Annotated in this window: 21 protein-coding genes; 12 read left to right on the top strand and 9 right to left on the bottom strand. The window is 76.1% G+C overall.

The annotated features are described in order from the left end of the window. Positions 1-91 precede the first annotated feature (91 nt). Both B4U46_RS04225 and B4U46_RS04220 read left to right on the top strand, forming a co-directional pair. On the top strand, positions 92-2,047 hold the full coding sequence (locus B4U46_RS04225) for a glycoside hydrolase family 5 protein (RefSeq protein WP_079424191.1): 1,956 nt from the start codon (positions 92-94) through the stop codon (positions 2,045-2,047). A gap of 116 nt (positions 2,048-2,163) precedes the next feature. Further along, positions 2,164-4,893, top strand: a complete 2,730-nt coding sequence (locus B4U46_RS04220) for a DNRLRE domain-containing protein (protein ID WP_185117336.1) — start codon at positions 2,164-2,166, stop codon at positions 4,891-4,893. A 275-nt stretch (positions 4,894-5,168) separates the two neighbouring features. On the opposite strand, the gene B4U46_RS04215 is transcribed toward B4U46_RS04220, so the two are convergent. Continuing rightward, positions 5,169-5,624, bottom strand: a complete 456-nt coding sequence (locus tag B4U46_RS04215) for a hypothetical protein (RefSeq protein WP_079431552.1) — start codon at positions 5,622-5,624, stop codon at positions 5,169-5,171. A 92-nt stretch (positions 5,625-5,716) separates the two neighbouring features. Here B4U46_RS04215 and B4U46_RS04210 point away from each other — a divergent pair, with 92 nt between their 5' ends. The 3 genes from B4U46_RS04210 (at position 5,717) to B4U46_RS04200 (ending at position 9,067) form a co-directional block, all read left to right on the top strand. After that, positions 5,717-6,022, top strand: a complete 306-nt coding sequence (locus B4U46_RS04210; RefSeq protein ID WP_079424190.1) for a hypothetical protein — start codon at positions 5,717-5,719, stop codon at positions 6,020-6,022. 764 nt (positions 6,023-6,786) lie between these two features. After that, positions 6,787-8,277: an MFS transporter gene (locus tag B4U46_RS04205; RefSeq protein ID WP_079424188.1), complete on the top strand. Its 1,491-nt coding sequence runs from the start codon at positions 6,787-6,789 to the stop codon at positions 8,275-8,277. A 61-nt stretch (positions 8,278-8,338) separates the two neighbouring features. Continuing rightward, a complete protein-coding gene (locus B4U46_RS04200; RefSeq protein WP_079424186.1) occupies positions 8,339-9,067 on the top strand; it encodes a peptidoglycan-binding domain-containing protein in 729 nt (242 codons plus the stop codon). A 55-nt stretch (positions 9,068-9,122) separates the two neighbouring features. Here the strand turns inward: B4U46_RS04200 and B4U46_RS04195 are convergent, their stop codons facing one another. Beyond that, positions 9,123-9,863, bottom strand: a complete 741-nt coding sequence (locus B4U46_RS04195; RefSeq protein WP_079424184.1) for an SDR family NAD(P)-dependent oxidoreductase — start codon at positions 9,861-9,863, stop codon at positions 9,123-9,125. Positions 9,864-10,005: 142 nt separating this feature from the next. Here B4U46_RS04195 and B4U46_RS04190 point away from each other — a divergent pair, with 142 nt between their 5' ends. Both B4U46_RS04190 and B4U46_RS04185 read left to right on the top strand, forming a co-directional pair. Continuing rightward, complete coding sequence (locus tag B4U46_RS04190) at positions 10,006-11,082, top strand: RNA ligase (ATP) (protein WP_079424182.1); 1,077 nt, start codon at positions 10,006-10,008, stop codon at positions 11,080-11,082. Between the two features lie 140 nt (positions 11,083-11,222). Further along, positions 11,223-12,140, top strand: coding sequence for an NADP-dependent oxidoreductase (locus B4U46_RS04185; RefSeq protein ID WP_079424180.1), 918 nt, complete (start codon positions 11,223-11,225; stop codon positions 12,138-12,140). A 283-nt stretch (positions 12,141-12,423) separates the two neighbouring features. Here B4U46_RS04185 and B4U46_RS04180 read toward each other — a convergent pair whose 3' ends face one another. The 4 genes from B4U46_RS04180 to B4U46_RS04165 form a co-directional block, all read right to left on the bottom strand. After that, a complete protein-coding gene (locus B4U46_RS04180) occupies positions 12,424-15,363 on the bottom strand; it encodes a poly(A) polymerase (RefSeq protein WP_079424178.1) in 2,940 nt (979 codons plus the stop codon). Then, positions 15,363-17,192, bottom strand: a complete 1,830-nt coding sequence (locus B4U46_RS04175) for an RNA ligase family protein (RefSeq protein WP_079424177.1) — start codon at positions 17,190-17,192, stop codon at positions 15,363-15,365. The genes B4U46_RS04180 and B4U46_RS04175 overlap by 1 nt, the downstream gene beginning before the upstream one ends. An 89-nt stretch (positions 17,193-17,281) precedes the next feature. Next, positions 17,282-17,926 carry a hypothetical protein gene (locus tag B4U46_RS04170; RefSeq protein WP_123995862.1) on the bottom strand — a complete coding sequence of 215 codons (645 nt, stop codon included), beginning with the start codon at positions 17,924-17,926 and terminating at the stop codon, positions 17,282-17,284. Between the two features lie 50 nt (positions 17,927-17,976). Next, positions 17,977-18,441: a hypothetical protein gene (locus tag B4U46_RS04165; RefSeq protein WP_079424173.1), complete on the bottom strand. Its 465-nt coding sequence runs from the start codon at positions 18,439-18,441 to the stop codon at positions 17,977-17,979. A 276-nt stretch (positions 18,442-18,717) separates the two neighbouring features. Here B4U46_RS04165 and B4U46_RS04160 point away from each other — a divergent pair, with 276 nt between their 5' ends. The 4 genes from B4U46_RS04160 (at position 18,718) to B4U46_RS04145 (ending at position 22,297) form a co-directional block, all read left to right on the top strand. Continuing rightward, positions 18,718-19,725, top strand: a complete 1,008-nt coding sequence (locus B4U46_RS04160) for an NUDIX domain-containing protein (protein ID WP_079424171.1) — start codon at positions 18,718-18,720, stop codon at positions 19,723-19,725. Positions 19,726-19,844: 119 nt separating this feature from the next. Continuing rightward, on the top strand, positions 19,845-20,579 hold the full coding sequence (locus B4U46_RS04155; protein ID WP_079424169.1) for an SDR family oxidoreductase: 735 nt from the start codon (positions 19,845-19,847) through the stop codon (positions 20,577-20,579). Between the two features lie 85 nt (positions 20,580-20,664). After that, on the top strand, positions 20,665-21,234 hold the full coding sequence (locus tag B4U46_RS04150; RefSeq protein WP_107438225.1) for a hypothetical protein: 570 nt from the start codon (positions 20,665-20,667) through the stop codon (positions 21,232-21,234). 118 nt (positions 21,235-21,352) lie between these two features. Further along, positions 21,353-22,297: a class I SAM-dependent methyltransferase gene (locus B4U46_RS04145; protein WP_079424167.1), complete on the top strand. Its 945-nt coding sequence runs from the start codon at positions 21,353-21,355 to the stop codon at positions 22,295-22,297. A gap of 110 nt (positions 22,298-22,407) precedes the next feature. On the opposite strand, the gene B4U46_RS04140 is transcribed toward B4U46_RS04145, so the two are convergent. Continuing rightward, the gene (locus B4U46_RS04140) at positions 22,408-23,910 is read right to left on the bottom strand and encodes a DEAD/DEAH box helicase (RefSeq protein ID WP_079424165.1); all 1,503 of its coding nucleotides are present in this window, start codon (positions 23,908-23,910) and stop codon (positions 22,408-22,410) included. Between the two features lie 338 nt (positions 23,911-24,248). Between B4U46_RS04140 and B4U46_RS04135 the strand changes: the two genes are divergently transcribed. Continuing rightward, on the top strand, positions 24,249-24,452 hold the full coding sequence (locus B4U46_RS04135) for a cold-shock protein (protein WP_079424163.1): 204 nt from the start codon (positions 24,249-24,251) through the stop codon (positions 24,450-24,452). A 65-nt stretch (positions 24,453-24,517) separates the two neighbouring features. On the opposite strand, the gene B4U46_RS04130 is transcribed toward B4U46_RS04135, so the two are convergent. After that, on the bottom strand, positions 24,518-24,727 hold the full coding sequence (locus B4U46_RS04130) for a ferredoxin (RefSeq protein ID WP_079424161.1): 210 nt from the start codon (positions 24,725-24,727) through the stop codon (positions 24,518-24,520). A 5-nt stretch (positions 24,728-24,732) separates the two neighbouring features. Next, entirely contained in the window at positions 24,733-25,932 is a 1,200-nt protein-coding gene (locus B4U46_RS04125) for a cytochrome P450 (RefSeq protein WP_079424160.1), read from the bottom strand. Between the last annotated feature and the right edge of the window lie 53 nt (positions 25,933-25,985).

Genomic DNA, 25,985 nt, shown 5'->3' with positions numbered 1-25,985 from the left:
GTGCGCCCGTACCTTCCCTCCCGAGCGACCGGCCGGTAACTTGTCCGCCGCAGCCGCCCGGACGGGGGCGGCCGGATCGGGCGGGAGCCAGATGAAGAGCCTCGTACGGGTGCTGTCGATCGTGCTGCTCCTGGCGGGCGGCGTCGTCCTGCCGGGCGCCGCCCCCGCACTCGCCGCCGCCCCGGCCGCCCCGGCCACGGCGCCCGCCGCCTCCGACCCCGCGCCGTGGACGCCCCCGCTCTCGACCCGGGGCCGGTACATCGTCGACGCCCAGGGCAACCGCTTCCGCCTGCGCTCCGGCAACTGGGACGGCGCCCAGGGCTCCTGGAACGGCTCGGGGAACATCGCCGACCCCGCCAACCACCACGCGGGCCAGGACTCGCACGGCATCCCCCTCGGCCTGGACCGGGTGCCCCTGCCCGCACTGCTGGCCGACTTCCGCGCGCTCGGGCTGAACAGCGTCCGGCTGCCCTTCTCCAACGAGATGCTGCACGCCACCGCCCCCGTCCCGGACGCGGCCGTCGCCGCCAACTCGGCGCTGCGCGGCCGCACCCCGCTCCAGGTCTACGACGCCGTGGTCTCGGCCCTCACCGACGCGGGCTTCGCCGTCATCCTCAACAACCACACCGGAACCACCCGCTGGTGCTGCGGTCTCGACGGCAACGAGCGGTGGAACAGCAGCCGTTCCACCGCCCAGTGGGCCGACGACTGGGTCTTCCTCGCCCGCCGCTACCGCGACAACCCCCGCGTGGTCGGCGCCGACCTGTACAACGAGGTCCGCCGCGACACCTGGGACGACCCCAACTGGGGCCTGGGCGACGGCCACGACTGGCAGGCCGCCTCCGAGGAGGCCGCCGACCGGATCCTGACGGAGGCCAACCCCAACCTGCTCATCGTCGTCGAGGGCATCAACTGGACGGGCATCCCCGCCGACGGACTCCCGCACGGCCGCCCCGCCCTCACCCCCGTCCGCACCCTCTCCCACACCCTCGTCGTCTCGAACAAGCTGGTCTACTCCGCCCACTTCTACGGCTACACCGGCCCCCACCACAGCGGCGCCACCGGCCTCGGCGAGACACACGACGCCCGCTACCAGGACATGAGCCGGGCCGAGCTCGAACAGACCCTCTACGACCAGGCGTTCTTCGTCTCCGCCGAGACGGGCGCCCACTTCACCGCCCCGGTGTGGATCAGCGAGTTCGGCATCGGCGCCGACGAGACCGGCGCCGCCCCGCGCGCCTGGTTCCAGAACATGACCGGCTACCTGGCCGCCTCCGACGCCGACTTCGCCTACTGGCCCCTCGTCGGCTGGAGCACCACCGCACAGGGCGCTCCCGGCGGCGACAGCTGGGCGATGCTCCGCTACGACAACACCGGCCGACGGTGGGGGTCCCCCCGGACGGAGTCCGGGGGAGGGGTCCTCGACCCCGCAGACTGGCGCACCGCCCCCTGGACCGCGCTCGTCTCGGCCGCGGGCCGCACCGGGCCGGTCCCCGCCACCACCGCCTGGTACCAGCTCAGCACCGACCACCGGGACCAGAACGCCTCGCTGCTCACCCGCGCCGCCGGGGACTGGGACAGCGGCGCCCGCAAGGCCGTCTGCCCCGACGGCGCGCGCCTGGCGGGCCTGAGCCACACCGGCGGGCGCGGGCTGTGCTCCACCTCCGACCTGCGCGCCCCGGGCGGCGGCCAGACCGTGGTCCGCGACGAGACGTACGTCCCGGCGGGCGGGGACTGGGCCACCGGCTACACGAAGCTCCAGTGCCCGGCCGGGCAGTTCCTCACCGGGTACAGCCTGCGCGGCGACCGGGTCTCGGCGGCCCTGTGCGCCCCGGCCCGCGTCCCCCTCGCCGGCGCCGGCCGTACGGTCTGGTTCGACCGGGGCGACGCCCGCCCGGCCGGGAACCCGGGCGGGGACTACGCCTCAGGCCACTACAAGGGCCAGTGCCTGCCCACCGAGTACGCGGCGGGCATCGCCTTCACCGCCCGGGCCGGTTTCCGCCCCTCCCCGGCATCCCTGCTGTGCCGGGCGCTGCCGGCCGGCTGAGGGCCCTCCGGCCCGGCCGCCGTTCGGCATGCGATACGTCAAGTCTGGTGCCCGGTGCGGGAATTCGACCTAGGGTGCGCCCGTACGGACAACGGACACACCGAACTGGGGGGTTCATGCGCAGATCCAGAGGGCCGGCAGCCGCTCTCGCCCTGTCCCTGGCCGGCACGGGGGCGTTCGTGGGGCTCGGGCTCGCCCCGCAGGCCGCGGCCGTCACCCCGCCCGTGGCCTTCACCGCCGACGCGCTGCCCACCTGGCAGCCCAACGGCATCGTCTGGGCCCTCGCCGAGGCCGGGGGCACCGTCTTCGCCGGCGGGACCTTCTCCGCCGTCCGCCCGCCCGCGGGCGGGGCCGGCAGTGAGCGGCCGGCGGTGAACTTCGCCGCCCTGGACGCGGCGACGGGCGCCCCGACCTCCTGCACCCTGTCCTTCACCATCGGCAGCGGCACCGCGACCGTCCGCGCGCTCACCCTGTCCCCGGACAAGAAGACCCTCTACGCGGGCGGCTACTTCGGCGCCGTCAACGGCACCCCGGTCTCCAGCATGGCCGCCATCGACGTGGCCACCTGCACCGTGAAGCCGTCCTTCCGCCCCGCCTTCGCGGCCACCGTACGGGCCATCGCCGTCACCGGCGACACCGTCTACGCGGGCGGCGACTTCCTCAACGTCAACGGGCAGCCCAGGCAGCGCTTCGCCGCCGTCGCAGCCGCGGACGGCGCGCTGCGCCCCTTCACGGCGAACGCGGACGAGCCGGGCCGTGCCGTCGAGGTCACCCCGGACGGCAGGAACGTCCTGCTCGGCGGCGACTTCTTCACCGTCAACGGCACCAGCACGCACGCCCTGGCCGTCGTCGACTCCGCCACCGGCGCCCTCACCAAGGGCTACCCGGGCTTCATCGAGACCAACTCGGTGGTCAAGGACATCGCCACCGACGCCACCGGCTTCTACACCGCCAACGAGGGCACCGGCGGCGGGGTCTTCGACGGCCGCATCGCCCTCGACCTCTCCGACTTCGGCCAGCGCTGGCGCGACACCTGCCTGGGGGCCACCCAGGCCGTGCTGCCGTACCAGAACGTGCTCTACAGCGCCTCGCACGCGCACGACTGCTCCAGTGTCGGCGAGTACCCCGACGGCCAGCGCCACCACCTGCTGGCGCAGCCCACCACCAGCGTCGGCAAGCTGGGCTGGGCGCCCGACACCAACGACGGCGTCGGCGAGGGCATCGGGCCGCGCGTGATGACCGTCGGCTCCAAGGGCGGTACGCAGTACCTGTGGGTGGGCGGTGAGTTCACCACCGTCAACGGGACGGCCCAGCAGAGCCTCACGCGCTTCTCCTCCACCGGTGACACGGGTGCCCCGACGGTTCCGCTGGCCGGCGCGGCGAGCGTGCGGCCCGGCGAGGTGCAGGTGCGCTGGCGCACCAGCCTGGACCTGGACGACAGCGCGCTCACCTACCGGATCTACCGCAACGGCGCGGCCTCCCCGATCGGCACGGTCACCGCCGACTCGCTGTTCTTCAAGCGTCCGCAGGCCTCCTGGACCGACACCACCGTCCAGCCCGGCCAGTCGTACACCTACCGGGTGACGGCCACCGACGCGGCGGGCAACACCAGTGCCCTCTCCGCCCCGGCGAGCGTGACCGTGCCGACCTCGCCGGAGGCCTACGCCAACCAGGTCCGGGCGGACGGCGCCCAGCTGTACTGGCGCTACGACGACGCCGTGCTGCCGTACGTCGCCGACTCCTCCGACGGCAACCAGGCGGGCGTGCACCACAACGGCCCGGCCCTGCGCCAGAGCCCCGGGGCGGTGGCCGGCGCGAGCACGGCGATCGCCTTCAACGGCACCGACGCCCACGTGTACGGCGACCGCCGCCAGACGGTGGGCAGCACCTACAGCATCGAGACCTGGTTCAAGACGAACACCACCCGCGGCGGCAAGCTCGTCGGCTTCGGCAGCCGGCAGATCAACGGCAGCAGCCAGTACGACAAGCACGTCTACATGACCGACGACGGCCGGCTGGTCTACGGGGTCTACACCGGCGCCACCCGCACCATCACCACCGCCGCCGCCTTCAACGACGACAAGTGGCACCACGTCGTCGCCACCCAGGGCCCCGGCGGCATGACCCTGTACGTGGACGGCGTCCAGCGGGGCACCCTGAACGTCACCACCCACGAGAACTACACGGGCTACTGGCGCGTCGGCTTCGACGGGCTCGGCGGCTGGCCGGACCGCCCCACGAGCGAGCACTGGGCCGGCCTGATGGACGAGACGGCCGTCTACCCGACCGTCCTGAGCGCGGCGCAGGTGCAGAACCACTACGCCCTCGCCTCCGCCCCGGCGGACTCCACCGTCCAGGTCACCGCGGCCGAGGACACCTACGCCAACGCGGGCGCCCCGGACGCCAACTACGGCACCTCCGGCTCCCTGGCCGTCCGCGGGACCTCCCTCTACACCAGCTACCTGCGCTTCGACCTGCCGGCCGCCCCGGCGGGCAAGGTGCTCAAGTCGGCCACGCTCAGCGTGAAGACCAGCACCATGGCGGGCGCCGGCACCACGGACACCGTCTCGGTGGTACCGGTCACCGGCGCCTGGACGGAAGCCGGGACCACGTACGCCAACCGCCCGGGCACGGGCGCCCCGGCGCTCGGCGCGTTCCCCGGGATCCCGGACGGCTCGGCGGTCCACACCGCCGGGCTGAACACCGCCGCCGTGGCCGGCGCGCTGGGCGGCCCCTACAGCCTGGCGCTGACCAGCGCCGGGACCGACGCCCTGTGGCTGTGGTCCTCGGAGGCGGCGGCGGGCGAGGCGACGCCGCGGCTGGCGCTCACCTTCGGCGCGCCCTGACCGGGCCCTGCGCCGGCCGCGCGGTGGCGCAGCGGGCGCAGGTGGTGGTCGACGGCGGGCCGGCCGGGGCGGACTGCCCCGGCCGGCTCCCGGACCGAACGGGGCGCGTCCGGCAGCCGGGCCAGGACGCGGCTCCCCGAGCTCGTCGCCGCCGCCGCAGTGGCCGCCGAGGGGGCCGTGGAGCAACCGGCCGTCGGCGACACCGCCCTGGTGCGCCCGCACACCCGCGTCCCCGCCGACAAGACCCCGCCACCGGCCGGGCCGCCGACCCTGCCTCACCCTCCGGGGTGGGGCGCGCCCACTTCCAGGAAGCGGCGCCCGCGCGGACCCCGGTAGACCAGGCAGTCCCAGCCGTGGCGCTCCAGCTCCGCCGCGCACGCCGCCAGACGCTCCGCCTCCTCCCCGGCGGCGCCGCTGCCGGGCGGGCCCGCCCAGGTGACCTCGACCAGCCCCCGCGCCCCGGACGCCACCCGGTAGCCCGTGCGGCTGCGGCGCCCGCCGGCGTCCACCGCCGACGGCGGGAACCCCGCCGCCTCCAGCACCAGGGCCACCGCCCGCGGTATCACCCGCAGCTCCCACGGGGCGGGCGTGGAGGTGGATCCCGTCAGCAGGCGGCGGATCTGCAGCAGCCCCTCGTACGCGGTGCGCAGCTGCGCCGCCCGCTCTGCGCCCGACGGCTCCGCGCCGTCGCCCGTCGCGGGCTCGAAGCCCTGCCCCTGGGGATCCGCCACCACGCCCGCCCTCCCTCGCCTGAGTACCCCGGTCCAACGGCCTGAGTACCCGCGCCGATTCCCCGTGGCGCCGCTGCTGCTGGAATGACGGCATGACCTCGCGATCCCCCCGCCCCCGCCTGCAGCGCTTGACCTGCGCGGGCTCCGCCCTCGCCGTGGCCCTCGTACCGCTCGCGGTCGGGATCCTGGCCGCCAAGGGGATGGGCGCCGACCCGCACGCCCCGGTCAACGCCCTGATCACCGGCGGCGGGCGGCGTGCCGGGCTGCCGCGCGCCGAATGGAGCCGGCGCGGCCACGGCGCGGTGCGCCGGCTGCGGACGGCCCGGCAGACGGCCCGGCGGACGGTGCGCGGCCGGTGCGCGGCGCTCAGGAGGCCGACGGCTCCTGGAACTCGGTGACCCAGCGGTCCCGCTCCTCCGGGCAGGCCGGCGTGCGCCGGTCAGCTGCCGTACTGGCGGACGCAGAGGTCGACGATGGACGGCGGGAGCGTCCCCTCCGCGGACTCGCACAGTTCCTCCCCGCGCGGCACGGGAGGGATCGCGCGGCGCGGGGGCGCGGGCTTGGGGGTCTGGCGCGGCGGGGCGGGGCGGGCTTCGCCGCGCGCGGGGCGGGCGGGCGGGCCTTGCGGACGGGGGGTGCCGGGGCGGGGGCCGGGTCGGGGTCGGGGGAAGGCTCCGGGACCTCGCCCAGGGGGAGGGGCCGGGCGGGCGGGGCCGGGGCGGGGCGCCCGGCGTCCGGAGCCCCGGCGGGCGGTGCGGAACCCCGGGCGGGGCGCGGTGCACCGTGCTCCGGGCCGACGGAGACACAGCCGGCGCTCGCCAGGAGGGCCAGGAGGGAGAGGGGCAGGGCGGCCCGGCGCAACAGCACCCGACCACCATGCCGTAGTCCGGGCCGGAGCCGTGGCGCCCGTCACGCATCCGGGTGAAGCGGGAGTGGCGGGGGAACCGCCCCGCACCCACGGAGAACCGATTCTCCACAGGCCGGACGGAAAGCGGCCGGACGGCCGCAGAATGGGCACGAACGCGATCGGCACGGCACGGCAGTGCGGGCGACGGGGGAGGCGCGACCCCCGGGACCTGGTGCCGCCGTGCCCCTCCCCCAGACTCCGTCCGGGGGGACCCCCAACCGTCCGTCCGCCTTCACCCCGTACGGAGTGCCGAGCATGACCGAACCAGCCGCGTCCAGCGTTCCCCCGTCCAGCGTTCCCCCGTCCAGCGTTGCCCCGACCCGCGCTCCCCGGTCCGCCGTTGCCCCACCCGGCGTTCCCCGGTCCGGCGTCCGTCCCGCGAAGGGGTGGGCGGCCGTCGCCGCCGTCTCCCTCGCGATCTTCTGCCTGATCACCTCCGAACTCCTGCCCGTCGGACTGCTCACCTCCGTCGGCGCCGACCTCCGGGTCTCCGACGGCACCGCCGGCCTGATGGTGACCGTCCCCGGGCTCGTCGCCGGCTTCTGCGCGCCCCTGGTCACCGTCGGCGCCGCCCGGCTCGACCGGCGGCAGGTGCTGTGCGCGCTGATCGGCCTGATGGCCGCCGCCAACCTCGCCGCCGCGCTCGCCCCCGGCTTCGCCGTCGTCCTGGCCGCCCGGCTGCTCGTCGGCATCAGCGTCGGCGGGTTCTGGGCCATCGCGGGCGGCCTCGCCGTCCGGCTGGTCCCCGCTCACCGGGTCGGCCGGGCCACGGCCCTGATATTCGGCGGTGTCCCCACCGCCTCGGTGCTCGGGGTCCCCGCCGGCACCCTCCTCGGCGAACTCGGCGGCTGGCGGACGGCCTTCGCGGCCGTCGGCGCCCTCGGCGCGCTCACCCTGGCCGCCCTGCTCCTGCTCCTGCCCGCCCTGCCCCCGGCCACGCCCGTCACGTTCGCCGAACTGCCCGCCCTGCTGCGGACAGACGCGGGGGTCCGCACCGGGGTGACCGTGACCTTCCTGGTGGTCACCGGCCAGTTCGCCGCCTACACCTTCGTCCGCCCCCTCCTACGCGACGTCTCCGGCGTCGACACCGGTCTCGTCAGCACCCTGCTCCTCGGCTACGGCCTCGCCGGAGTCGCCGGCAACTTCCTGGCCGGACCGCGCGACCCGCGCCGCACGCTGCTCACCGTCAGCGCCACCCTCACGGTGGTGCTGGCGCTGACGGCCGTCCTGCCGGGGCCCGTCGCCGGGACCGGGCTGCTGATGCTCTGGGGCCTGGCCTACGGGGGCGTCTCCGTCAGCCTCCAGGGCTGGATGCTCAGGGCCGCGCCCCGGGCCGCCGAGGCCGCGTCCGCGCTGATGGTGGCCATGTTCAACTTCGCCATCGCGGCGGGGGCACTGGCCGGCGGACTCGCCGTGGACCGCGTCTCGGTGCCCGCCGCCCCGCTGACGGGTGCCGCCCTGATGCTCCTCGCCGCCCTCACGGTGACCGTCCACCTCCGCCGGGGCCCGAACCCGAACCCGAACCCGGGTCCGGGCCCCGGCGCGGAGGAAGGAGAACGGATGGATGGGGCGGATCGGACACGCGGCTTGACCGGAGCGGCCCCGGACGGACAGAGTCCGCTCAAGAACGACCACCTGAGCCGCACTTCGGAGACGCCCCAGATGCCGATACCCGTCCGCTCCCCGCTCACTCCGCCGGCCCCGGGAGCGGGCCAGGCCCCGGCCGCGCGGCGGCGCAGGGCCTGACCGGCGCGTGGGGGCCGGTGCCGCACCGCCGCGCCGACCCCGACCGTGCCGGGAGACAACCGTGTCCCCACACCCCGATGAGAGCGGGCCCGAGCCCGACGACCGCCTGTTCGTCCGCCCCTACGTCGCCGCGCCCGAGGGCCCGTCCGGCCCGGCGTACCCCGCCTGGCCGACGGTCCCGGAAGCGGGGGAGGAACCGACGCAGCCCCTGCCACGGGTGCCGGCCGCAGCCCAGGCCGTCCCGGTGGCGGCCGGGGCCCGTCACGCGCCCGGACGGCGGGGGAGCCGGCTGCCCCTGGCCGTCCTCGCACTGGTGGTGCTGGCCGCCGGGGCGGGAACGCTGGTGTTCCTGACGAGCGGGCCCGAACCGCAGGACCCGGCCCCGGTCCGCCCGGACCTGGCCCTGCCGGCGCTGCCCGCCCGCAGCCCGGGCGCCGGGGACCCCGAGGTGCGCGCCCAGGCGGCCACGGCGAAGCCCTCGGCCTCCGCCCCGACGCGCAGCCCCTCGGCGTCCCCGTCCAGCGCGAAGCCCTCGACCAGCCCCACGACCGGCGCGCCCGGCCGGCCGACCCAGCCGCCGGACTCCGGCACCCTGCGCCCGGGCGACAAGGGGCCCGCGGTCAGGGAGCTCCAGGAACGGCTCTACGGGCAGGGGTTCACGTACGTGCGGATCACCGGGGTCTACGACGGCCAGACCAAGCGCGGGGTCTCCCAGCTCCAGCGGGACCGCGGCATCAAGGGCGACCCGAACGGTGTCTACGGCCCGGCGACCCGAGCCGCCTTCGGCTGAAGCCGGGGGCCGGCCGGCCCGCGCGGCCCGGCGGTTCGGTGTACCGCGCCCGGGGTCAGCGGCCGCCGGAGACCCGCAGGACCGCCCCCGTCGTGTACGAGGCGTCCGCCGACAGCAGCCACGCGATGGCCCCGGCGACCTCCTCGGGCCGTCCCGGCCGCCCCAGCGGGATCGTGGCGGCCGCCCGGGCGGGGCGGTCCGGGTCGCCCATCGCGGCGTGCATGTCGGTCTCGATGATCCCCGGCGCCACGGCGTTGACCCGGATGCGGTCCGGCCCCAGCTCCTTCGACAGCCCCACGGTCAGGGCGTCGACGGCCGCCTTCGTCGCCGCGTAGTGCACGTAGTCCCCCGGGCTGCCCAGGGTGGCGGCCGCGGAGGAGACGTTCACGATGGCCCCGCCGCCCTCCGCCATGTCCCGGGCGGCGCGGCGGCAGCACAGCAGGTACCCCAGCAGGTTCACCTCCACCACCCGGCGCAGGTCCTCGGTCCGGGCGTCGGCGAGACGGCCCAGCGGGCCGGTCACCCCGGCGTTGTTGACCAGGCCGGTGACCGGCCCCAGTTCGGCCCGGGCCACGTCGAAGAGCCGTTCCACCTCCTCCTCCCGGGAGGTGTCGCCCCGTACCGTCAGGCACCGCGCGCCCGCCGCCCGTACCCGCTCCGCGACCGCTTCGGCGGCCTCCTCGTCGCGCGCGTAGCCCAGCACCAGGTCGTGGCCCTCCGCGGCGAGCCGGACACAGGCGGCCGCGCCGATCCCCCGGCTGCCTCCGGTGACGAGGGTGACGGGTCGGCGTTCCATGGCTCCTCCAAGACGTGCTGCGCCGCGGCCGGTTGCCGGGCGCGGCGCAGGCTAACACCCGAATATCCGGTGGACCAGCGGAAATGGCGGCCCCGACAGTGGTCCGGCAACCAACACCGACGACCCGAACCGAGGAGCCGCCATGTCCACCCTGCGCGTCACCGTGGAGGAACTCACCATCCACCCGCATCCGAACGCCGACGCCCTGGAGCTGGCCCAGGTGGGCCTCTACCGGGCCGTCGTAGCCAAGGGCGCCTACCGGACCGGGGACTTGGCCCTCTACATCCCCGAACAGGCCGTCCTGCCCGCCGCCCTCATCGAGGAGCTGGGCCTCACCGGCCGGCTGGCCGGAAGCTCCCACGACCGGGTCCGGGCGGTCCGGCTGCGCGGAGAGCTCTCGCAGGGGCTGGTGTGCCGGCCCCGTGCGCTCGACGGGACGGACCTGGAGCTGGCCGCGAAGGAGGGCACCGACTTCGCCGAGGCCCTGGGCATCGTCAAATGGTCGCCACCGGTCCCCACGTCGATGAGCGGAGAGGTCGAGGCGGCGCCCGGGCTGCTGCCCTGGGTGGACATCGAGAACCTGCAGCGCTACCCGGGGATCTTCGAGCCGGGGGAGCCCATCGTCCTGACCGAGAAGCTTCACGGCACGGCCTGCCTGGTCACCTATCTGGCCGAGGAGGGCCGGGTCCTCGTCTCCTCCAAGGGCTTCGGCGCACGCGGCCTGGCGCTCAAGGAGGAGGAGCGCAACGTCTACTGGCGGGCCGTCCGCGGCCACGGCGTCGAGCGGGCCGCCGCCCGGCTCGCCGAGCGGCTCGGCGCGACCCGGGTCGGCATCTTCGGCGAGGTCTACGGAGCCGGCGTGCAGGACCTGCCGTACGGGGCGCAGGCCCGGGCCGCCGACACCCCGCCCGGGTTCGCCGTCTTCGACGTCTGCGCCGAGATGGACGGGCAGGTGCGCTGGCTGGACCCGGCGCAGGTGCTGCAGGACGGCGAACTCCCGCTGGTGCCCCGGCTCTACACGGGGCCCTACGCCCTGGAGACCGTGCTGGAGCTGGCCAGTGGGCGGGAGACCGTCTCCGGGCGGGGCCTGCACCTGCGCGAGGGCGTGGTCATCCGGCCGGCCACCGAGCGGTACAGCCCGGTCGTCGGCGGCCGGGCCATCGCCAAGGCGGTCAGCCCGGCCTACCTGACGCGCAAGGGCGGCACCGAGTACGAGTGAGCCGGCGGCCGGTTCCGGCGCCGCCCGTGTTGCGCCGGGGCCCGCCGCCCGGTTCGTGGTGGGATGGGGAAGGGGTGGTTCCGCCGGTTCACCGAGAGGGCACACCCATGTCACAGGAACCCCAGGACGGTCGGCCCACGATGCGGGCGATGGCGTACGAGACGTACGGCGGGCCGGAGGTGCTGGCCGAGACCAGGCTCCCGGTCCCCAAGGTCGCCCCCGGCGAGGTCCTCGTCCGCGTGCGGTGCGCGGGGGTCAACCCCGTCGACTGGAAGATCATGGCGGGCGGTCTCGACGGCCTCATGGACGTCGTGTACCCGGTGGTCCCCGGCTGGGACGTGGCCGGGACCGTCGAGCGGGTCGGCATCGACGTCCCCGAGTTCGCGGAAGGCGACGAGGTGATCGCGTACGCCCGCAAGGACTATGTGCACGGCGGCACCTTCGCCGAGTTCGTCTCCGTTCCCGTACGGGCCCTCGCGCGCAAGCCCGCCTCGCTCGACTGGCGGCAGGCGGCCGGCCTTCCGCTGGCCGGGCTCACCGCCTATCAGCTGCTGACCCGCCTGGGCACCGGCGAGGGGGACACCGTCCTCGTCCACGGCGCCGCGGGCGGGGTCGGCTCGTTCGGCGTGCAGATCGCCCGCGCCCTCGGCGCCCGCGTCATCGGCACCGCCTCGCCCCGCAACCACGACCGGCTGCGGGAGCTGGGCTGCGAGCCCGTCGCCTACGGGGACGGGCTCACCGAGCGGGTCCGGGCCCTGGCCCCGCAGGGCGTGAGCGTGGTCGCCGACTTCGTCGGCGGGGTGCTGGACGTCACCACGGCCGTGCTCGCCGACGGCGGCCGGCACGCCTCCATCGCCGACCACACGGTGCTGGGGGCGGGCGGCCAGTGGATGTGGGTCCGCCCCGTCGGCGAGGACCTTGCGGCACTGGCCCGGCTCGCCGACGAGGGCCGGCTGACGGTCACGGTGGCCGAGACCTTCCCGCTCTCCGGCCTCGCCGAGGCCTTCACCCTCAGCCAGGCCGGCCACACCGCCGGAAAGATCGTCATCGACCTCTGACCGTGCCGCCGCCCCGGCCGGGTCCGCGCGGGACGCCACCAGGGCCTGTCGTCAAAGTCCCGTCGTCGCCCGGAGGGCGGCCCCGCGCCGTCTGGTGCGTGCTCCCGGTGCGGCGAGAGTGCGTGCCTGGGGGCACCTCCCAGCGGTAGCTGGGGGAGCGTCGCGGGGCAGGCGGGACTTTGACGACAGGCCCTAGCGGCAACAACGGCAGCACGGCCGGGAGTTCGGCCGCCCGCCCCGGCCCGCGGAGGGCCGGGGGAGCGGATGTGCGGCCGCCACCGGCTCAGGGCAGGTCCGGGACCTCGCCGCCGTCCGCGCGGGTCACCGTCACCCCCGGCAGGGTCGCCGCCCAGGGGCCCGTGAGGGCGGCCAGGGCGGTGGCGTCCGGCGGGGCGGACCCCAGGCCGACCGCGTAGCGGGCCAGGGTCCCGGAGCGTGCGAAGGGGCGCGGCCAGGCGTGGGCCTCCGGGAGCCCGGCCTCCTCCAGGGCGGCGAGCAGTCCCCGCATCCGGCCCCGCGCCCGGCCCAGGTGCTCCTCGAACTCCCGCGCCGTGTCCGCCCGTACGCTCACCACCGCCCAGGCGGCGTGCCGCCGGTGCGGCGGGGCCGCCGGCAGCAGTCCCTCCGGCTCCGCCTCCAGCCGCTCCCAGGCCTCGTACAGCTCCCGGACCAGCAGGTCCCGCAGGCCCGCCCCCACCTGGGCGGTGCAGCTGCGGACCGGAGCCGAGGGCGTCAGGACCGTGACCGGGTCCGGACCCGGAGCGGCGTCGGCCTCCGGGTCCAGGGACACCGGCTCGCTCCAGTCCCAGGCGGCCCACGTCCCGAAGAACTCCCGCCGCAGCGCCGCGGGCGACCGGTCCGCGGCCTCCCGTACCGTGCGCGCCGCCAGCACCGTCCAGGCCAGCCCGGGCAGGCCGCCGAAGGGCGCCGAGTCCAGCCCCCGGGCCCGCGCCCAGGCCTTGACCTCCCGCGCCAGCCCGGCGAAGGCGGCGTGCTCCGCGCCCACGGCCGCCCGTACGGCTTCGGCGTCGGAGACGGCGCTCAGCGCCACCGCGGCCGCCTCGCCGAGCTCGGCCCGCCGCTCCACGGCCCGGGCCGGATCCAGCCCGCCGGCCCCGACCACCACCAGGTCCACGTCGAGCCCGGACGCACGCAGCCGCAGCCCCGGCACCCGCGCCCCCGTCACCTCCCGCAGCCGCTCCGCCTCCGGGAGCGCGGCCGCCACCCGTGCCCGCACCGCCCCGGCGTCGGCCGCCCCCGGCAGCACCGCCACCAGGTCCAGGTCGGCCCCCGCCAGGGCACACCCCATCGCCCGCGACCCGGCCACCCGCACCACCGCCCCGGACAGCGCCCCCGCGAGCCGCGCGGTGATCCGCTCAGCGTCCCCCACACCCACGACGCCGCCCGCCGCCCGGGAGCCGGAAGCCTTCCGGGCGTTCTCCGGACCGCCGGCCTCCGCCGGCCGAGGGGGCTCCGGGGCTCGGGGGCGCGACGGCTCCGGGGGGTCGGCCGGTTCGCCGGGCGTTGCCTCCGGTTCCGCCCACCGCCAGGTGCCGGTACCCAGTTCCACGACCGCCCGGACCCGCATCGGGCCGTCCCCGCGTCGCGACAGCACCGCCAGCTCCCCGACGCGGGCCGTCCGCCCGCCCGGTCCGAGACGCTGCGCGAACTCCCGTTCCGCGCGCCGGGGGTCCCCGCTGCGGCCCAGCGTCAGGTGCGGGGTCCATCCCGTGGAGCGGCCCCGGCAGCCCGGGAAGCGGTCGGCGAGGGCCCGGCGCAGCTCCTGCCAGGGGCCGTCCCCGCCCTCACCGGCCGCCGGGTCCAGCCACAGCACGGCGTCCTCGCGGCGCCCGAAGGAGTGCACGCCGTCCAGCCGGGCAGTGAACGGCCGCCCCTGCGCCGCGGCTTCGGCCAGCAGGGGCAGCGCCCGCGCGAAGGAGGACTCCGGTACGAAGCCGAACAGCAGGTTGACGTGCGCCGGCCAGCGCGCCACCCCGGGGTCGTGGGCCCGGCGCAGCTCCTCGACCGCCGGATCGTGCGGCGGGAGCCAGGCCACGGCCGTCCGCGTGGTCGCCGCCTCGCCCGGCAGCGCGTCGCCCGCGTCGGTCGCCCCATACTCCACGGTGGCCTCCACCCCGAAGTGGTCGGAGGGGAACAGCCCGTCCGGCGCGGGGGAGTCGCCCCGCAGCGCGGCCTCCCGCACCCGGGCGCCCGCGCCCGAGGAGAGCAGGATCCGGTCGATCCGGCCCGCCCGTCCCGTCAGGGAGCCGACCGCGGCCAGCGGATTGACCCCGGGGTCGAAGGTGGGCGTGTCGTCGGCGGGGCCGTGCACCTCCGCCCAGGCGTCCCGCAGCCCCAGCGCGGCCGCAGGCCCCTCGGCGCCGGTGCGGCCGTCGTTGAAGTCCCCGAGCAGCGCGAGGCCCGCACCGATCCCGCCCAGCCCCTCGGCCAGGCGGGCCAGTTCGGCCACCCGGCGGCCCGCGCCGTTCTCGGAGTGGTCGCTGCTGAGGTGCGTCGCGGCGACGGCCAGGGGTCCGCCGGCCGTGTCCACGGCGACGGCGGCGACCGCCTTGTGCCGGCCCAGCACGTGCAGCCCCGCCTCGCGCACCGGAAGCCGGCTCAGCACCAGCAGCCCGCTGTCCGCCACGTCCGCGCCGTCCGGATCGGTGCCCAGGGTGTACCCGGACCGCACCCACGGCTCGGCCAGCAGCAGGGCGAGCAGGGCCGGTTCCACCTCCTGGAGGGCGATCACATCGGCGTCGGCCGCCGCCAGGTCCGCCAGCAGCATCGGCCTGCGCCGGGCGGTGGCGATGCGGGGGGCGTCGTACCGGTCCCACAGGGTGTTCCAGGTCAGCAGCCGCACCCGGGCCGGCGGGTACGCGGCCGGACCCGCCTGGACCGGCCGCCAGGCGCCGTCCGCCGGGTCCCAGGCGTGCGGGGTCCGCGCGGTGAAGAAGGGCTCGGGCAGCACCCGGCGGCCGCGCACCCGCCCGGCCGTCGTCGAGTCGATCAGGTCCAGCCCGCGGGCCCGGTCCCACACCAGCTCGCCGTCGGCCTCGACGAACAGCACCCGGTGCCAGGGGATGTCCCCGCCCGGCACGAAGGAGGGCAGCGGCACCCGCTTGGGGGCGGCCCCGCGCTGGAGCAGCCCGAGCGTGAACCGCGCCGGATCGAAGCGGGGGTCCCAGCGGACCTGGTGGTAGAGCTGTTCACTGGTGCGCATCAGAACGCCTCCCCCTCACCGGTCGCCGCCAGGGAGCCAGCCGTGTCCTCGACCGTGCCGCCCGCCCCGACGTACCAGGTCCGGTGCGCCTGCCCGGGGTAGGGCGGGCTGAACCGGCGCAGCTGCGTGCCCAGTACGGGCTCCGGCACCGGGTGCGGGCGCACCGCGTTGCGCCGCCGCAGCTCCTCCTCGCCGACCAGCGCCACGACCCGGGTGACCAGGGCGTCCCGGCGCCGTGCGACGGCCCCGGCGAGGCCGCGCTGCTGCTCCGTCAGGGAGGTCGCGTCCCACACGACCGTGCCCCCGGCGGCCAGGGCGCGGTCGAGCCGGTCCAGGCCCTCCCGCAGCACCTCGGGGTTGGCCCGCTGGTCGGCGCGCGCACCCCGGGCCTCGCGCAGGTCGTCCAGGGCGATGTACGCGTCCACCCCCGTCAGGGTCCGCGCGAAGGTGCTCTTCCCGCTGCCCGAGGGCCCGCACAGCTGGACCAGCCGCGGGTACGCCGCCCCGTCCCGCCACCGCCAGGTCGCGGCCACGGCCTCCTCGACGGCGGCCGAGGCGGCGGAGGCCGCGGCGGAGGCAGACACGGTGGAGGCAGAGACGGTGGCAGACGCGGCGGACGTGGTGTGCGCGGCGGCCAGCGCACCCCGGCCGAAGGCCTCGCGTGCCTCCGCCCAGCAGCGGTCGGCGGCGTCGGGGTCCAGAGCGCCCAGGGCCTCGCGCATCCCGGCCCGCAGCGGGCCCAGCGGGTCCGGCCCGAGCAGGCCGGCCTCCTCGGCGCACAGCGCGGACCACTCCACGCACTCGGCCTCCCCGGCCGACAGCTCCGGCAGGGCCGCCGCCAGGGCGTGCAGCACCCCCAGGTCGGCCGCCGCGGCCAGCCGGACCAGCCCGGCCCGCCGCTCCTCCTCCGGAAAGGGCCTGCGCAGCACCGGGTACAGCCCCACCAGGTCCGCCACCCGCCGCGCCGTCCGCATCCCGAGCGGCCCCGCCGCGAGCCGGGCCCCGAGGGTGGCCCGGGGCTCGCGGCGCAGGGCGGCGGCCAGGACGCCGGCCAGCCGGGCCTCCCCGGTGCGCCCGGCGCCGTCGAGCCGGGCCGTGACCGCGGCGACGGCCGCCTCGTCCTGCGGGGGGACCGCCGCGTCCATGCCAAGGGCGGACAGCAGCCCACCGGCGTCGGGGTCCGCCCCGGAGCGGACGGCCCACAGCGGGGCGGCGGGGCCGAGCCCGTTGACCACCACGGGCGCGTACATCCAGTGCGTGTCGGTGCGCACGTGCCCGCCGCGCACCCACTTGGCCACGTACCGCCCGAAGTCCGCACGGTCGAAGCCGGCCGTCGTACGGACGACGTACCCCTCCTGCCGGGAGGTGTCGATCCGCAGCCGGCGCAGGGCGCGTTCGTCGTAGGTCCCGCGCCACAGCACCCGGGGTACGGGGACGCCGAGACCGTGCAGGAACCGGACGGTGCGGTCCCAGTCCAGGCAGTGGTCGCCGTCCCACACCGAGAACCCGTAGAACCAGCTGTCGAGTTCCCCGTAGCCGAGCGAATGACGGGCGTACACGTTCTCCCCGCAGATCCGCCGGCCCTCCGGTATCCGCGGCCCGATCCGGCCCTGGAGGGCCTTGACCCAGGCACGGGAGGGGTGGTGGCCGGAGTCCAGGGAGCGGGCGTGCAGCCCGTCCGCGTACAGGGTGGTGTTCTCCCCGTCGAGCTTCTCGGTGACCACCACCTCCCGCCCGGCCAGCGCTGCCGTCCCGCGGGCGCGCACGTCGTCCGCCGTGGCTCCGGGGGACCACGGCAGGTGCGCGGTGCGGGGGTAGTGCGTACGCATCGCGGACTCCTGCTCGGGGACGGGTGTCCGGTCACTGTAGGTATCCGGAGCGGGGGCATCCACCCATTTCCCGTGCGGCCGGGGGGCTGTCAGTCGAAGAGGTCGAGCTCGTGGAACTCCAGCCCGTCCGCACCGAGTCCGGTGTTCTCCGCGTGCTCGGCCATCCGCGCGGCGTACTCGGGATGTCCGGCGAGCGAGGTGTAGGTGTCGGAGTCCAGGTCCAGGACTTCGGCCAGGTCCGCGAGGTACACGTCGAGTCCGGGATACATCACGGCCACGTACGGCAGGTCGTCGATGTCGGTCACCAGTACCGGGTACTCGCCCGTGGAGTCCGGGGAGCCCAGGTAGAGCAGGCGGCGCGAGTCGCAGCCGCCGACCAGTGGCAGGCACACGGCGGGCAGCAGCTCCTCGAAGTCGCCGAACATGGAGGCCATGCCGTCGCCGGAGCCGTACATCCACTCCGCCGTCGCCCCCAGCCCCCGGTCGCCGAGGACCGGCTCGGACGGGTCCTCGTACCAGCCGACGCGGGCGAGCCAGGAGCCGTCGAAGGCCAGCCAGCGGCGCAGGCTGGGCGGCAGCGGCCGGCCGCCGGGCAGCGTCAGCCGGTCGAGCACCTCGGGCGCGACCGGCACCGGCTCGTCGAGGTCCGGGGCCTCGCAGGTGGGCCAGCCCTGCTCCCGGACCCGTTCGATCACCCGGTCGATCAGCGCGGCGCCGTGCATGTTCTCGTTCATGCGGTGCACTGTGCCAGGGGCCACCGACAACGCGGTGCCCGGCCCGGTCACTAGTGGCAGAGGGCGACGATCGCGGGGTCCACCCGGCCCTTCGCGGCCTCGCACAGCGCGGACATGTCGTACGAACGCCGGGGCGCGGGCCGGGAACCGTCGTGCACGGGCTTGCGGGCGCGCGGCTTCGCGGCGGGGGTGCGGTGGGCCGTGCGGGCGGGGGAGACGCGGCGCGGAGGACGGTCGTCGGAGCGGGGCGGGGCGGCGGGCGGGGCCTGCCGCCCGGTCTCCGCCTCCGGGGCCCCGGCGGGGGCCGCCTCCTCGGCGGGCGGAGCCTCCCGTGCCTCCGGGGCGGGCCCCAGCGGCAGGTCCGGCGCCGACGGCGGCCGGGGCCTCCACGCCGTCCGGACCGCCGCGGGCTCCTGCCGGGGAGCCTCGACGGGCGCCGGCGGCCGTACGGTCACACACCCGGCGGCCAGCATGAGGACGGGGACCCAGAGCGGGAGGGAGGGGCGCGACGGCATCCGCCCACCCTGCCGTACCGGAGCACCGCCCGGCGCCCCCGCTCACACGAAGGGGTGAGTACGGGGCCGCATACGTGGTCGGACCAGCGACTTTCACATCGCCAGCCCGCACGACGGACCGTATCAAGATCGACATAATCGGGCAATAAGGAGGCCCGGAAGGTATGGCGGGTGGTGAAGCGCGGGCGGTCCCGACCACCCGGGGCCCGCCGTAACCCGACGGCCGCGCCCGCTGTTGCACAGGCGGTGGACCCACCCACGGTGAACGGAGTGCCCATGCCCCAGCTGACCGACGACCCCGGACGGACGGGCACCCGGATGACCCCGGCGGAGTACGGGGCCTCGCGCGCCGCCCTCTGGACCGGAGCGGTCGTCCTCGTCACCGACACCGACGGGCGGGTCCTCGTCCAGAGCGTCGACTACCGCCCCGACCGGTTGCTGCCCGGTGGCGCGGTGGACGCGGGGGAGTCCCCCGCGGCGGCCGCCGCCCGCGAGGTGCGCGAGGAGCTGGGGGTCGAGGGGCGCTACCCGCGCGGGCTCGCCGTGGACTGGATCCCCGCCGGTACCGCCGGCTTCCCGCCCGAGACGCGCTTCCCCGGCGAGATCCTGCACGTGTACGACGGCGGCACCTGGAGCCCCGACCGGATCGCGTCCATCCGGCTGCCCGCCCAGGAGATCACCGGCATCGACTTCGCCGAGCCCGCCGACCTGCCCGCCCTGATGGAGCCGGGCGACGCCCGCCGCGCCCTGGCCGCCCTCCGGGCCCGGATCAACGGCTCCGGGCCCGCCCTGCTGGAGGACGGCCGCCCCACCACCCCCACCGCCCTCGACCGGCTCGGGGTCCTGCGCACCCGCCGCGTCCCGCAGCACGGCACCTGGCACCCCGGCCCCGTCCCCGCGCACCTGCCCGTACGCGGCCACTCGGGCTGGCTCTTCGCCCCCGACGGCCGGGTCCTGCTGCTCGTCGCCCGCGCCACCGGCGCCGCGCACCTGCCCGCCCCGAAGGCGGAGCCCGCCGTGGCCGCGCTGCCGCTCGGCTACCGGTACGCCGACCGGGCCGCCCTGGCCCGCACGGCGGCCCGCCTCACCGGGCTCGCCCCGGCCGGGGACCCGGCGTACGCCCGGCTGCTGGCCACCCCGGAGCAGGTGCGCGAGCTCAGCGACTGGGGGCCGGCGGGCCCGCAGGAGATCGCGGCGGTCCACGCGGCCCGCACCCAGCTCGGCCTGCCCGTCCCGCCCCGCACCCCGCCCACCGAACTCCCCGAGCAGGGCCTGCGCTGGTGAGCTGCCTGCGGAGCGGCCCCCGAAGCGGACCCCGGAGGTGACGGACCGGGCCGGGGGCCCGGAAGCCCATGATCGGCGCCTGCGACCATGTGTATCCGCCACACATCAGGAGCGTCGACATGGCATTCGAACACCATCGCGTCGTCATCACCGCGGCGGGGCGGGACTTCGGCCGGACCCTGGCCCTCGGCTTCGCCGCGCGGGGCGCGGAGGTCCACCTCTCCGCCCGCACCCCCGAAGCCGCCGCCCGCGTCCGCGAGGAGATCATCGGGCAGGGCCACGACCCCGCCCGGGTCCACGCCCACGCCTGCGACCTCACGGACCCGGCGTCCGTACGCGCCTTCGCCGCCGCGGTCGCCGCCCGCAGCGGGCACATCGACGTCCTGGTCAACAACGGCGCCCGCTACCAGCACGGCCCGGACCTGCTCTCCGCCTCCGACGAGGACGTCGTCGAGACCCTCGCCTCCGGCGCCACCGGCACCGTCCTCGTCACCAAGGCCTTCCTGCCGCTGCTGCTGGAGTCGGACCGGCCGGACATCGTCACCATGGTCTCCGGCTGCGGCGAGCACGGGAACCACCGCTCCGACGCCCACGACGCCTTCTACGCCGCCAAGAGCGCCCAGGCAGGCTTCACCGAGACCCTCTCCCGGCGGCTGCGCGGCCGGGGCGTGCGGGTGATCTCCCTCTACCCGCCGGACTTCGACAACCACGACCCGCTGTCGCCGGCCTGGGAGGACGCCCCGCGCACCGCGAAGGACCCCCTCACCGCCCAGTCGCTGGTGGACTGCGTGTTCTTCGCCGTCGGCCAGCCCCGGGACTGCTTCATCAAGTCCTTCCACTTCGAGCAGGTCTGAAGGCACGGGCAACGGGCCCGGACGGCGCCGCCGGGACCGGACCCCGCCCCGCGCGCGGCCGGGCCGGTCGTGTGGAATGGAGGGCATGGGGAGCAGCGAGACACAGACGGGCGGGGCGCCGGGAGGCGCCCCGCGGACGCCGGCCGCGCGGCCGGCACCGGGGGAGCACCGGGAGCCCGCCGGCCGGCCGCAGGGCGTCCCCGCCCCGGACCGCTGGCGTTACGCCCGCCACCTCGACCGGCTCGCCGCCGCCGGGGCGGCCGGTGTGGCGGGCGAGGCCGGGGCGGTGGCCGCCGTCCTGCGCGACCCCGACCCGGTGATGGCGCAGAGCGCCGTGGTCACCCACCTCGACCGCCGCGCCGTGCGGCTGCTGCCCGACGCCGGGTTCTGCGACTGGGCCCGCGCGCTGCGCTCCGTACTGGAGGGCCACGCGTTCCCGGCCCGCCGGCTGCGCGAGTGGACCCTGCTCAAGGCCATAGCGGGCGGCGGGAGTTGGTCCGCCGCCGAACTGGAGGCCGCCTCCGACTGGTGCCAGCGCACCGCGGTCCTGTCGCCCGCCTCCGACGAGGCGCTGGCCCTGCTGGCCGCCTCCGGCCGGACCCGCCGCGTACGCAACGCCGCGGCCCGGCGGCTGCACCGGCGCGCCACCCTCTGAACGGAACGATCAATACCCCGGATGGCTCGCCATACGGCTGTTCGGGGGTTTAAGGTCTCCTTTACCCGGCCGGGTATCAGCGTTGGACCGATGCCATTCCGCTGGAGGATGACTCTCCGTGTCGCACGTTTCTCAGGCTCCCGTCACCACCCCGGACACCGAGCCCGCACCGCCCGCACCCCGGTCGTTCGACGAGGTCAAGGGCTGGTTCTCGGCGTATGACCAGGTGCTCTTCGACTGGTTCCTGGCCCGCCAGAACGACACCGGAGAGGCGAAGGGCGACCTCCTCGAACTGGGCGCGTTCATGGGCAAGAGCGCGATCTTCCTCGCGAAGTACCTGCGGGAGGGCGAGGAGTTCACCGTCGTCGACCTCTTCGACTCGCCCGCGCCCGACGGCGACAACCTCGAAGAGGTGCGGGACTCCTACCCCACCCTGACCCGGCGCGGGTTCGAGGCCAACTACCTCGCCTTCCACGAGGAGTTGCCGACCGTCATACAGGCCCCGACCTCCGTCGTGCCCGACCGGGTCCGCCACGGCAGCTGCCGCTTCGTCCACATCGACGCCTCCCACCTGCACGAGCACGTGGTCACGGACATCGCCTCCTCGAAGGCGGTCGCCGCCCCCGGGGCCGTCGTGGTCTTCGACGACTACCGCTCCGAACACTGCCCCGGCGTCGCGGCCGCGGTCTGGGAGGCGGTGGCCGTCGGCGGACTGCGGGTGATCGCCGTGTCCGCCTCGAAGCTCTACGCGACCTGGGACGACCCCGAGCCCCACCAGAAGGCGCTGCTCGGCTGGCTGGACGGCCGCACCGACCTGTGGCACGGCGTGGACACGGTATGCGGCCGCCCGCTGGTGCGCATCGGCGACCACGGCGTGGCCGCCCCGTCCGCGCCCGAGCCGCTGCACGCCCCGGCCGAGCCGGTCGCGGCGGTGACCCCGCCGCCCGCTCCGAAGCCCGCCCCCCGGCCGGCGCCGGGTGCCGCCTGGCGCGCGGTGGCCAAGGACGTGCTCCCGCCGGTGCTCACCCGGGCGATCGTCACCGCCCGGCGCCGCCGGGGCTGAGCCGCCGGGGTGTCCGGCAGGTCAGGGCCGGACACCCCGGGCCGTACCGGCCCGGCACCGCTGACGGCGCGCGCGGCCGGCGGCCCCGTATCGCTGACGGGCCGGCGGGGTCAGAGCCCCTTGCGGACCCGGGCCGCGCGGCGGGCCTCCGCGGCCTGGCGGGCCTCGATCGTCTTGCGGGACTCCTTGCCCCGGCCGGTCCGGCCCGGGCGGGTGCCGAGTCCGCGGAAGCCCAGCTCCGTACCGCTCGGGCGGCCCTTGGCGTCGGTCGGCAGGGCCCCGGACAGCGGCACCCCCGACGGCTTGCGCGCGCCGGTGATCCGGCTCAGCGCCGCCTCGCCCGAGCGCACCTGGGTGATGGTGGGCCGGATCTTCGCGTCGGCCATCAGCCGGACCATGTCGCGCCGCTGGTTGGGCGTGACCAGGGTGACGACCTTGCCCGACCCGCCCGCGCGGGCGGTGCGCCCGCCGCGGTGCAGGTAGTCCTTGCTGTCGGCCGGCGGGTCCACGTTGACCACGAGGTCCAGGTCGTCGATGTGGATGCCGCGCGCGGCGACGTTGGTCGCGACCAGGACCGTCAGCTGCCCGTCCTTGAACTGCCCGAGGGTCTTCGTGCGCTGCGGCTGGGACTTCCCGCTGTGCAGGCCCTCCGCCCGTACGCCCATGGCCCGCAGGTGCTTCACGAACTGGTCGACACCGTGCTTGGTGTCCAGGAACATGATCACCCGGCCCTCGCGCGCCGCGATCTCGGTGGCCGCCGAGACCTTGTCCGCCGCGTGGATGTGCAGCACGTGGTGGTCCATCGTGCCCACCGACGCCGACTGCGGGTCCACCGAGTGCGAGACCGGGTCCTTCAGGTAGCGGCGCACCAGCTGGTCGACGTTGCGGTCCAGGGTGGCCGAGAACAGCATGTGCTGCCCGTCGTGGTGCACCTGGTCCAGGAGCTCGGTGACCTGCGGCATGAAGCCCAGGTCGCACATCTGGTCCGCCTCGTCCAGCACCGTGATCCGCACCCGCTCCAGGTGCACGTCGCGCCGCTTGACCAGGTCGCTCAGGCGTCCCGGAGTGGCCACCACGACCTCGGCGCCGGTGCGCAGCGTTCCGGACTGGCGGCCGATGGACAGTCCGCCGACGACGGTGGCCATGCGCAGCTGCAGCGCCTCCGCGTAGGGGGCCAGGGCCTCGGTCACCTGCTGGGCCAGCTCGCGCGTGGGTACGAGCACCAGCGCCAGCGGCCGCTTGGGCTCCGCCCGCCTGCCCGCGGTGCGCGCCAGCAGGGCGAGGCCGAAGGCGAGGGTCTTGCCGGAGCCGGTGCGGCCCCGGCCGAGGACGTCACGGCCGGCGAGGGAATTGGGCAGCGTGGCCGCCTGGATCGGGAAGGGCTCCCGCACCTCCTGGGCGGCCAGGGTCTCCACCAGCTCGGCGGGCAGACCGAGTTCGTCGAACGAGTCCACCGGCGGCAGGGCCGCGGTGGCCGTCCGGGGCATGGCGAACTCGCCCTGCGGGCCCAGGGTCCGCGGGGCCTTGCCGGCGCCGCTCCCGCCCTTGGAGCGGGAGCCTGCCGGCGCCGCGGCCTTGATGCCGAAACGCCCGTGAGCTGACGGGTTCTTCATGCAGAACCTTCCGTGAGGAGAACCGAGCGCGCAGGGGAACGGGTCCCACACGGCGACGAGCCGGGGTCCGTACCCTTCGGTACGGTCCCCGGCTCGTCGTACGCGTCCGCACCGGGCGAAACCGCCCCGCGCCTGAAGTCCTGGCCCATTTTACCAGCGGGCCCGCCGGGGCGGCGGGGGCGCGGGGCGGGACGCCCGTCCCGGGGCCCGTCATATCGGCCGGGTGTTCGAAACGCCCCGGTTGGCGGCGCCCGGAGTGTGGTGCGCGGGACGGGTGGGCAGTATCGAGACGGCCGCGCAGGCGGCCCGAGTGGAACGTCGAGTAAGGATCAGTACCGATGGCAACTGGCACCGTGAAGTGGTTCAACGCGGAAAAGGGGTTCGGGTTCATCCAGCAGGACAACGGCGGCCCCGACGTCTTCGTGCACTTCTCCGCCATTCAGGCGCAGGGCTACAGGTCGCTCGACGAGAACGCCCTCGTCGAGTACGAGGTCACCCAGGGCTCCAAGGGCCCCCAGGCGGAGATGGTGCGGCCGCTCTGACCGCACCCCGCGCACCCCGCACCTGACAGCGGCCCCCGCCGGCCCGGCCGGCGGGGGCCGCCGCGTCACTCCGGGGTCCGCGCGTCCTCCCGTACGGTGATCGCCGAGACCGGGCAGGCCCGCGCCGCCTCCCGGACCATCGGGCTGCCGTGGCCGCCCTCGCGGCCGGGGAGCACTTCGCTGAGCCCGTCGTCGTCCTGGGTGAACACCTCCGGAGCGGTCAGCACGCACTGGCCCGCGCCGATGCAGACCTCCCGGTTCACGGAGATGCGCATGCCGCTCACCACTCCACCGGCAGCTCGACCATGCCCTGGATGGTGTCCCCGGGCTTGAACGGGATCGTCTCCGGATCGGCGGCCAGCCGCAGGCCGGGCAGCCGGTCGAACAGCGTGCCGAGCGCGATCTCCATCTCCGCGCGGGCCAGGTTCTGGCCCAGGCACTGGTGGATGCCGAAGCCGAACGCCAGGTGGCGGTTGGACCCGCGGTGCCAGTCGAGCACGTCGGGGTCCTGGAACGCCGCCTCGTCGCGGTTGATCACCGACGTGGAGAAGACCACTCCGTCGCCGGGCCGGATCGTGACCCCGCCGACCTCGATCTCCTCGGTGGCCAGCCTCAGCATCCCGTCCGCGATCGACAGGAACCGCATCAGTTCCTCCACCGCCCCCGACAGCAGCGAGGGGTCGGCCCGCAGCTCCGCGAGCTGCTCGGGGTGGCGCAGCAGGGTGAAGGTGCCGAGGGAGATCATGTTGGCGGTGGTCTCGTGCCCGGCGATCAGCAGGATCGCCGCCAGCGAGACCAGCTCCTCGACGTCGATCTCACCGGTCTCCAGGCGGGTGCCGATCAGCTCGTCCAGCAGCCCCTCGCCCGGCTCGGCGCGCTTGCGCAGGATCAGGGCCCTGAGGTAGCCCTGCAGCTGCGCACGGGCGTCCTCGACGTCGGCGGGTCCGGGGCCGCGCAGCAGCCGCCGCGACTGGGCCTCGAAGAACTCGTGGTCCTCGTACGGGACCCCCAGTAGCGCGCAGATCACCATGGACGGCACCGGCAGGGCGAAGGCGCCGACCAGCTCGGCCCGCGGGCCCTTCGCCACCATCGCGTCGATCAGCCGGTCCACGGTCTCCTGGATCCGGGGCCGCAGGGCCGCCGCGCGCTTGACCGAGAAGCTCGGGATCAGCATCCGGCGCTGGGTGTTGTGGACGGGGTCGTCCTGCCCGAGCAGCGCGGTCCGCTGCCGGGTGATCCCCTTGAACCGGGCGCTGGGCAGGGGGAAGTCCTCGTGGGTGCGGTCGGTGGACAGCCGCCCGTCGGCCAGCAGGGCCCGCGCCTCGGCGTGGCCGGTGACCATCCACACGCTGCGGCCGTCGAAGAGGGTGACCCGGGTCAGCGGCCGGGTGTCCCGCAGCGGCTGGTAGGCGGCCGGCGGGTGGTACGGGCAGGTGCGGTCCTGCGGGAAGGAGAGGGCACCGGGCAGGGTTTCGGACATGGAGAACAACACCTCGCAGGGGCTGGTTCCGTTTTGCCGGCTCCATTACATGC

Source organism: Streptomyces katrae (genome assembly GCF_002028425.1).
In the GTDB taxonomy this organism is placed as follows: Bacteria; Actinomycetota; Actinomycetes; order Streptomycetales; family Streptomycetaceae; genus Streptomyces; species Streptomyces katrae_A.
The sequence above is the reverse complement of the archived record's forward strand: the minus strand, read 5'-3'. Positions and strand labels throughout refer to the sequence as shown.

Bases quoted from the DNA above. Each gene is read 5' to 3' on its own strand.
- B4U46_RS04225 (WP_079424191.1), top strand. From the start codon at position 92: ATGAAGAGCCTCGTACGGGTGCTGTCGATCGTGCTGCTCCTGGCGGGC.
- B4U46_RS04220 (WP_185117336.1), top strand. From the start codon at position 2,164: ATGCGCAGATCCAGAGGGCCGGCAGCCGCTCTCGCCCTGTCCCTGGCC.
- B4U46_RS04210 (WP_079424190.1), top strand. From the start codon at position 5,717: ATGACCTCGCGATCCCCCCGCCCCCGCCTGCAGCGCTTGACCTGCGCG.
- B4U46_RS04205 (WP_079424188.1), top strand. From the start codon at position 6,787: ATGACCGAACCAGCCGCGTCCAGCGTTCCCCCGTCCAGCGTTCCCCCG.
- B4U46_RS04195 (WP_079424184.1), bottom strand. From the start codon at position 9,863: ATGGAACGCCGACCCGTCACCCTCGTCACCGGAGGCAGCCGGGGGATC.
- B4U46_RS04190 (WP_079424182.1), top strand. From the start codon at position 10,006: ATGTCCACCCTGCGCGTCACCGTGGAGGAACTCACCATCCACCCGCAT.
- B4U46_RS04185 (WP_079424180.1), top strand. From the start codon at position 11,223: ATGCGGGCGATGGCGTACGAGACGTACGGCGGGCCGGAGGTGCTGGCC.
- B4U46_RS04180 (WP_079424178.1), bottom strand. From the start codon at position 15,363: ATGCGCACCAGTGAACAGCTCTACCACCAGGTCCGCTGGGACCCCCGC.
- B4U46_RS04175 (WP_079424177.1), bottom strand. From the start codon at position 17,192: ATGCGTACGCACTACCCCCGCACCGCGCACCTGCCGTGGTCCCCCGGA.
- B4U46_RS04170 (WP_123995862.1), bottom strand. From the start codon at position 17,926: ATGAACGAGAACATGCACGGCGCCGCGCTGATCGACCGGGTGATCGAA.
- B4U46_RS04165 (WP_079424173.1), bottom strand. From the start codon at position 18,441: ATGCCGTCGCGCCCCTCCCTCCCGCTCTGGGTCCCCGTCCTCATGCTG.
- B4U46_RS04160 (WP_079424171.1), top strand. From the start codon at position 18,718: ATGCCCCAGCTGACCGACGACCCCGGACGGACGGGCACCCGGATGACC.
- B4U46_RS04155 (WP_079424169.1), top strand. From the start codon at position 19,845: ATGGCATTCGAACACCATCGCGTCGTCATCACCGCGGCGGGGCGGGAC.
- B4U46_RS04150 (WP_107438225.1), top strand. From the start codon at position 20,665: ATGGGGAGCAGCGAGACACAGACGGGCGGGGCGCCGGGAGGCGCCCCG.
- B4U46_RS04140 (WP_079424165.1), bottom strand. From the start codon at position 23,910: ATGAAGAACCCGTCAGCTCACGGGCGTTTCGGCATCAAGGCCGCGGCG.
- B4U46_RS04135 (WP_079424163.1), top strand. From the start codon at position 24,249: ATGGCAACTGGCACCGTGAAGTGGTTCAACGCGGAAAAGGGGTTCGGG.
- B4U46_RS04130 (WP_079424161.1), bottom strand. From the start codon at position 24,727: ATGCGCATCTCCGTGAACCGGGAGGTCTGCATCGGCGCGGGCCAGTGC.
- B4U46_RS04125 (WP_079424160.1), bottom strand. From the start codon at position 25,932: ATGTCCGAAACCCTGCCCGGTGCCCTCTCCTTCCCGCAGGACCGCACC.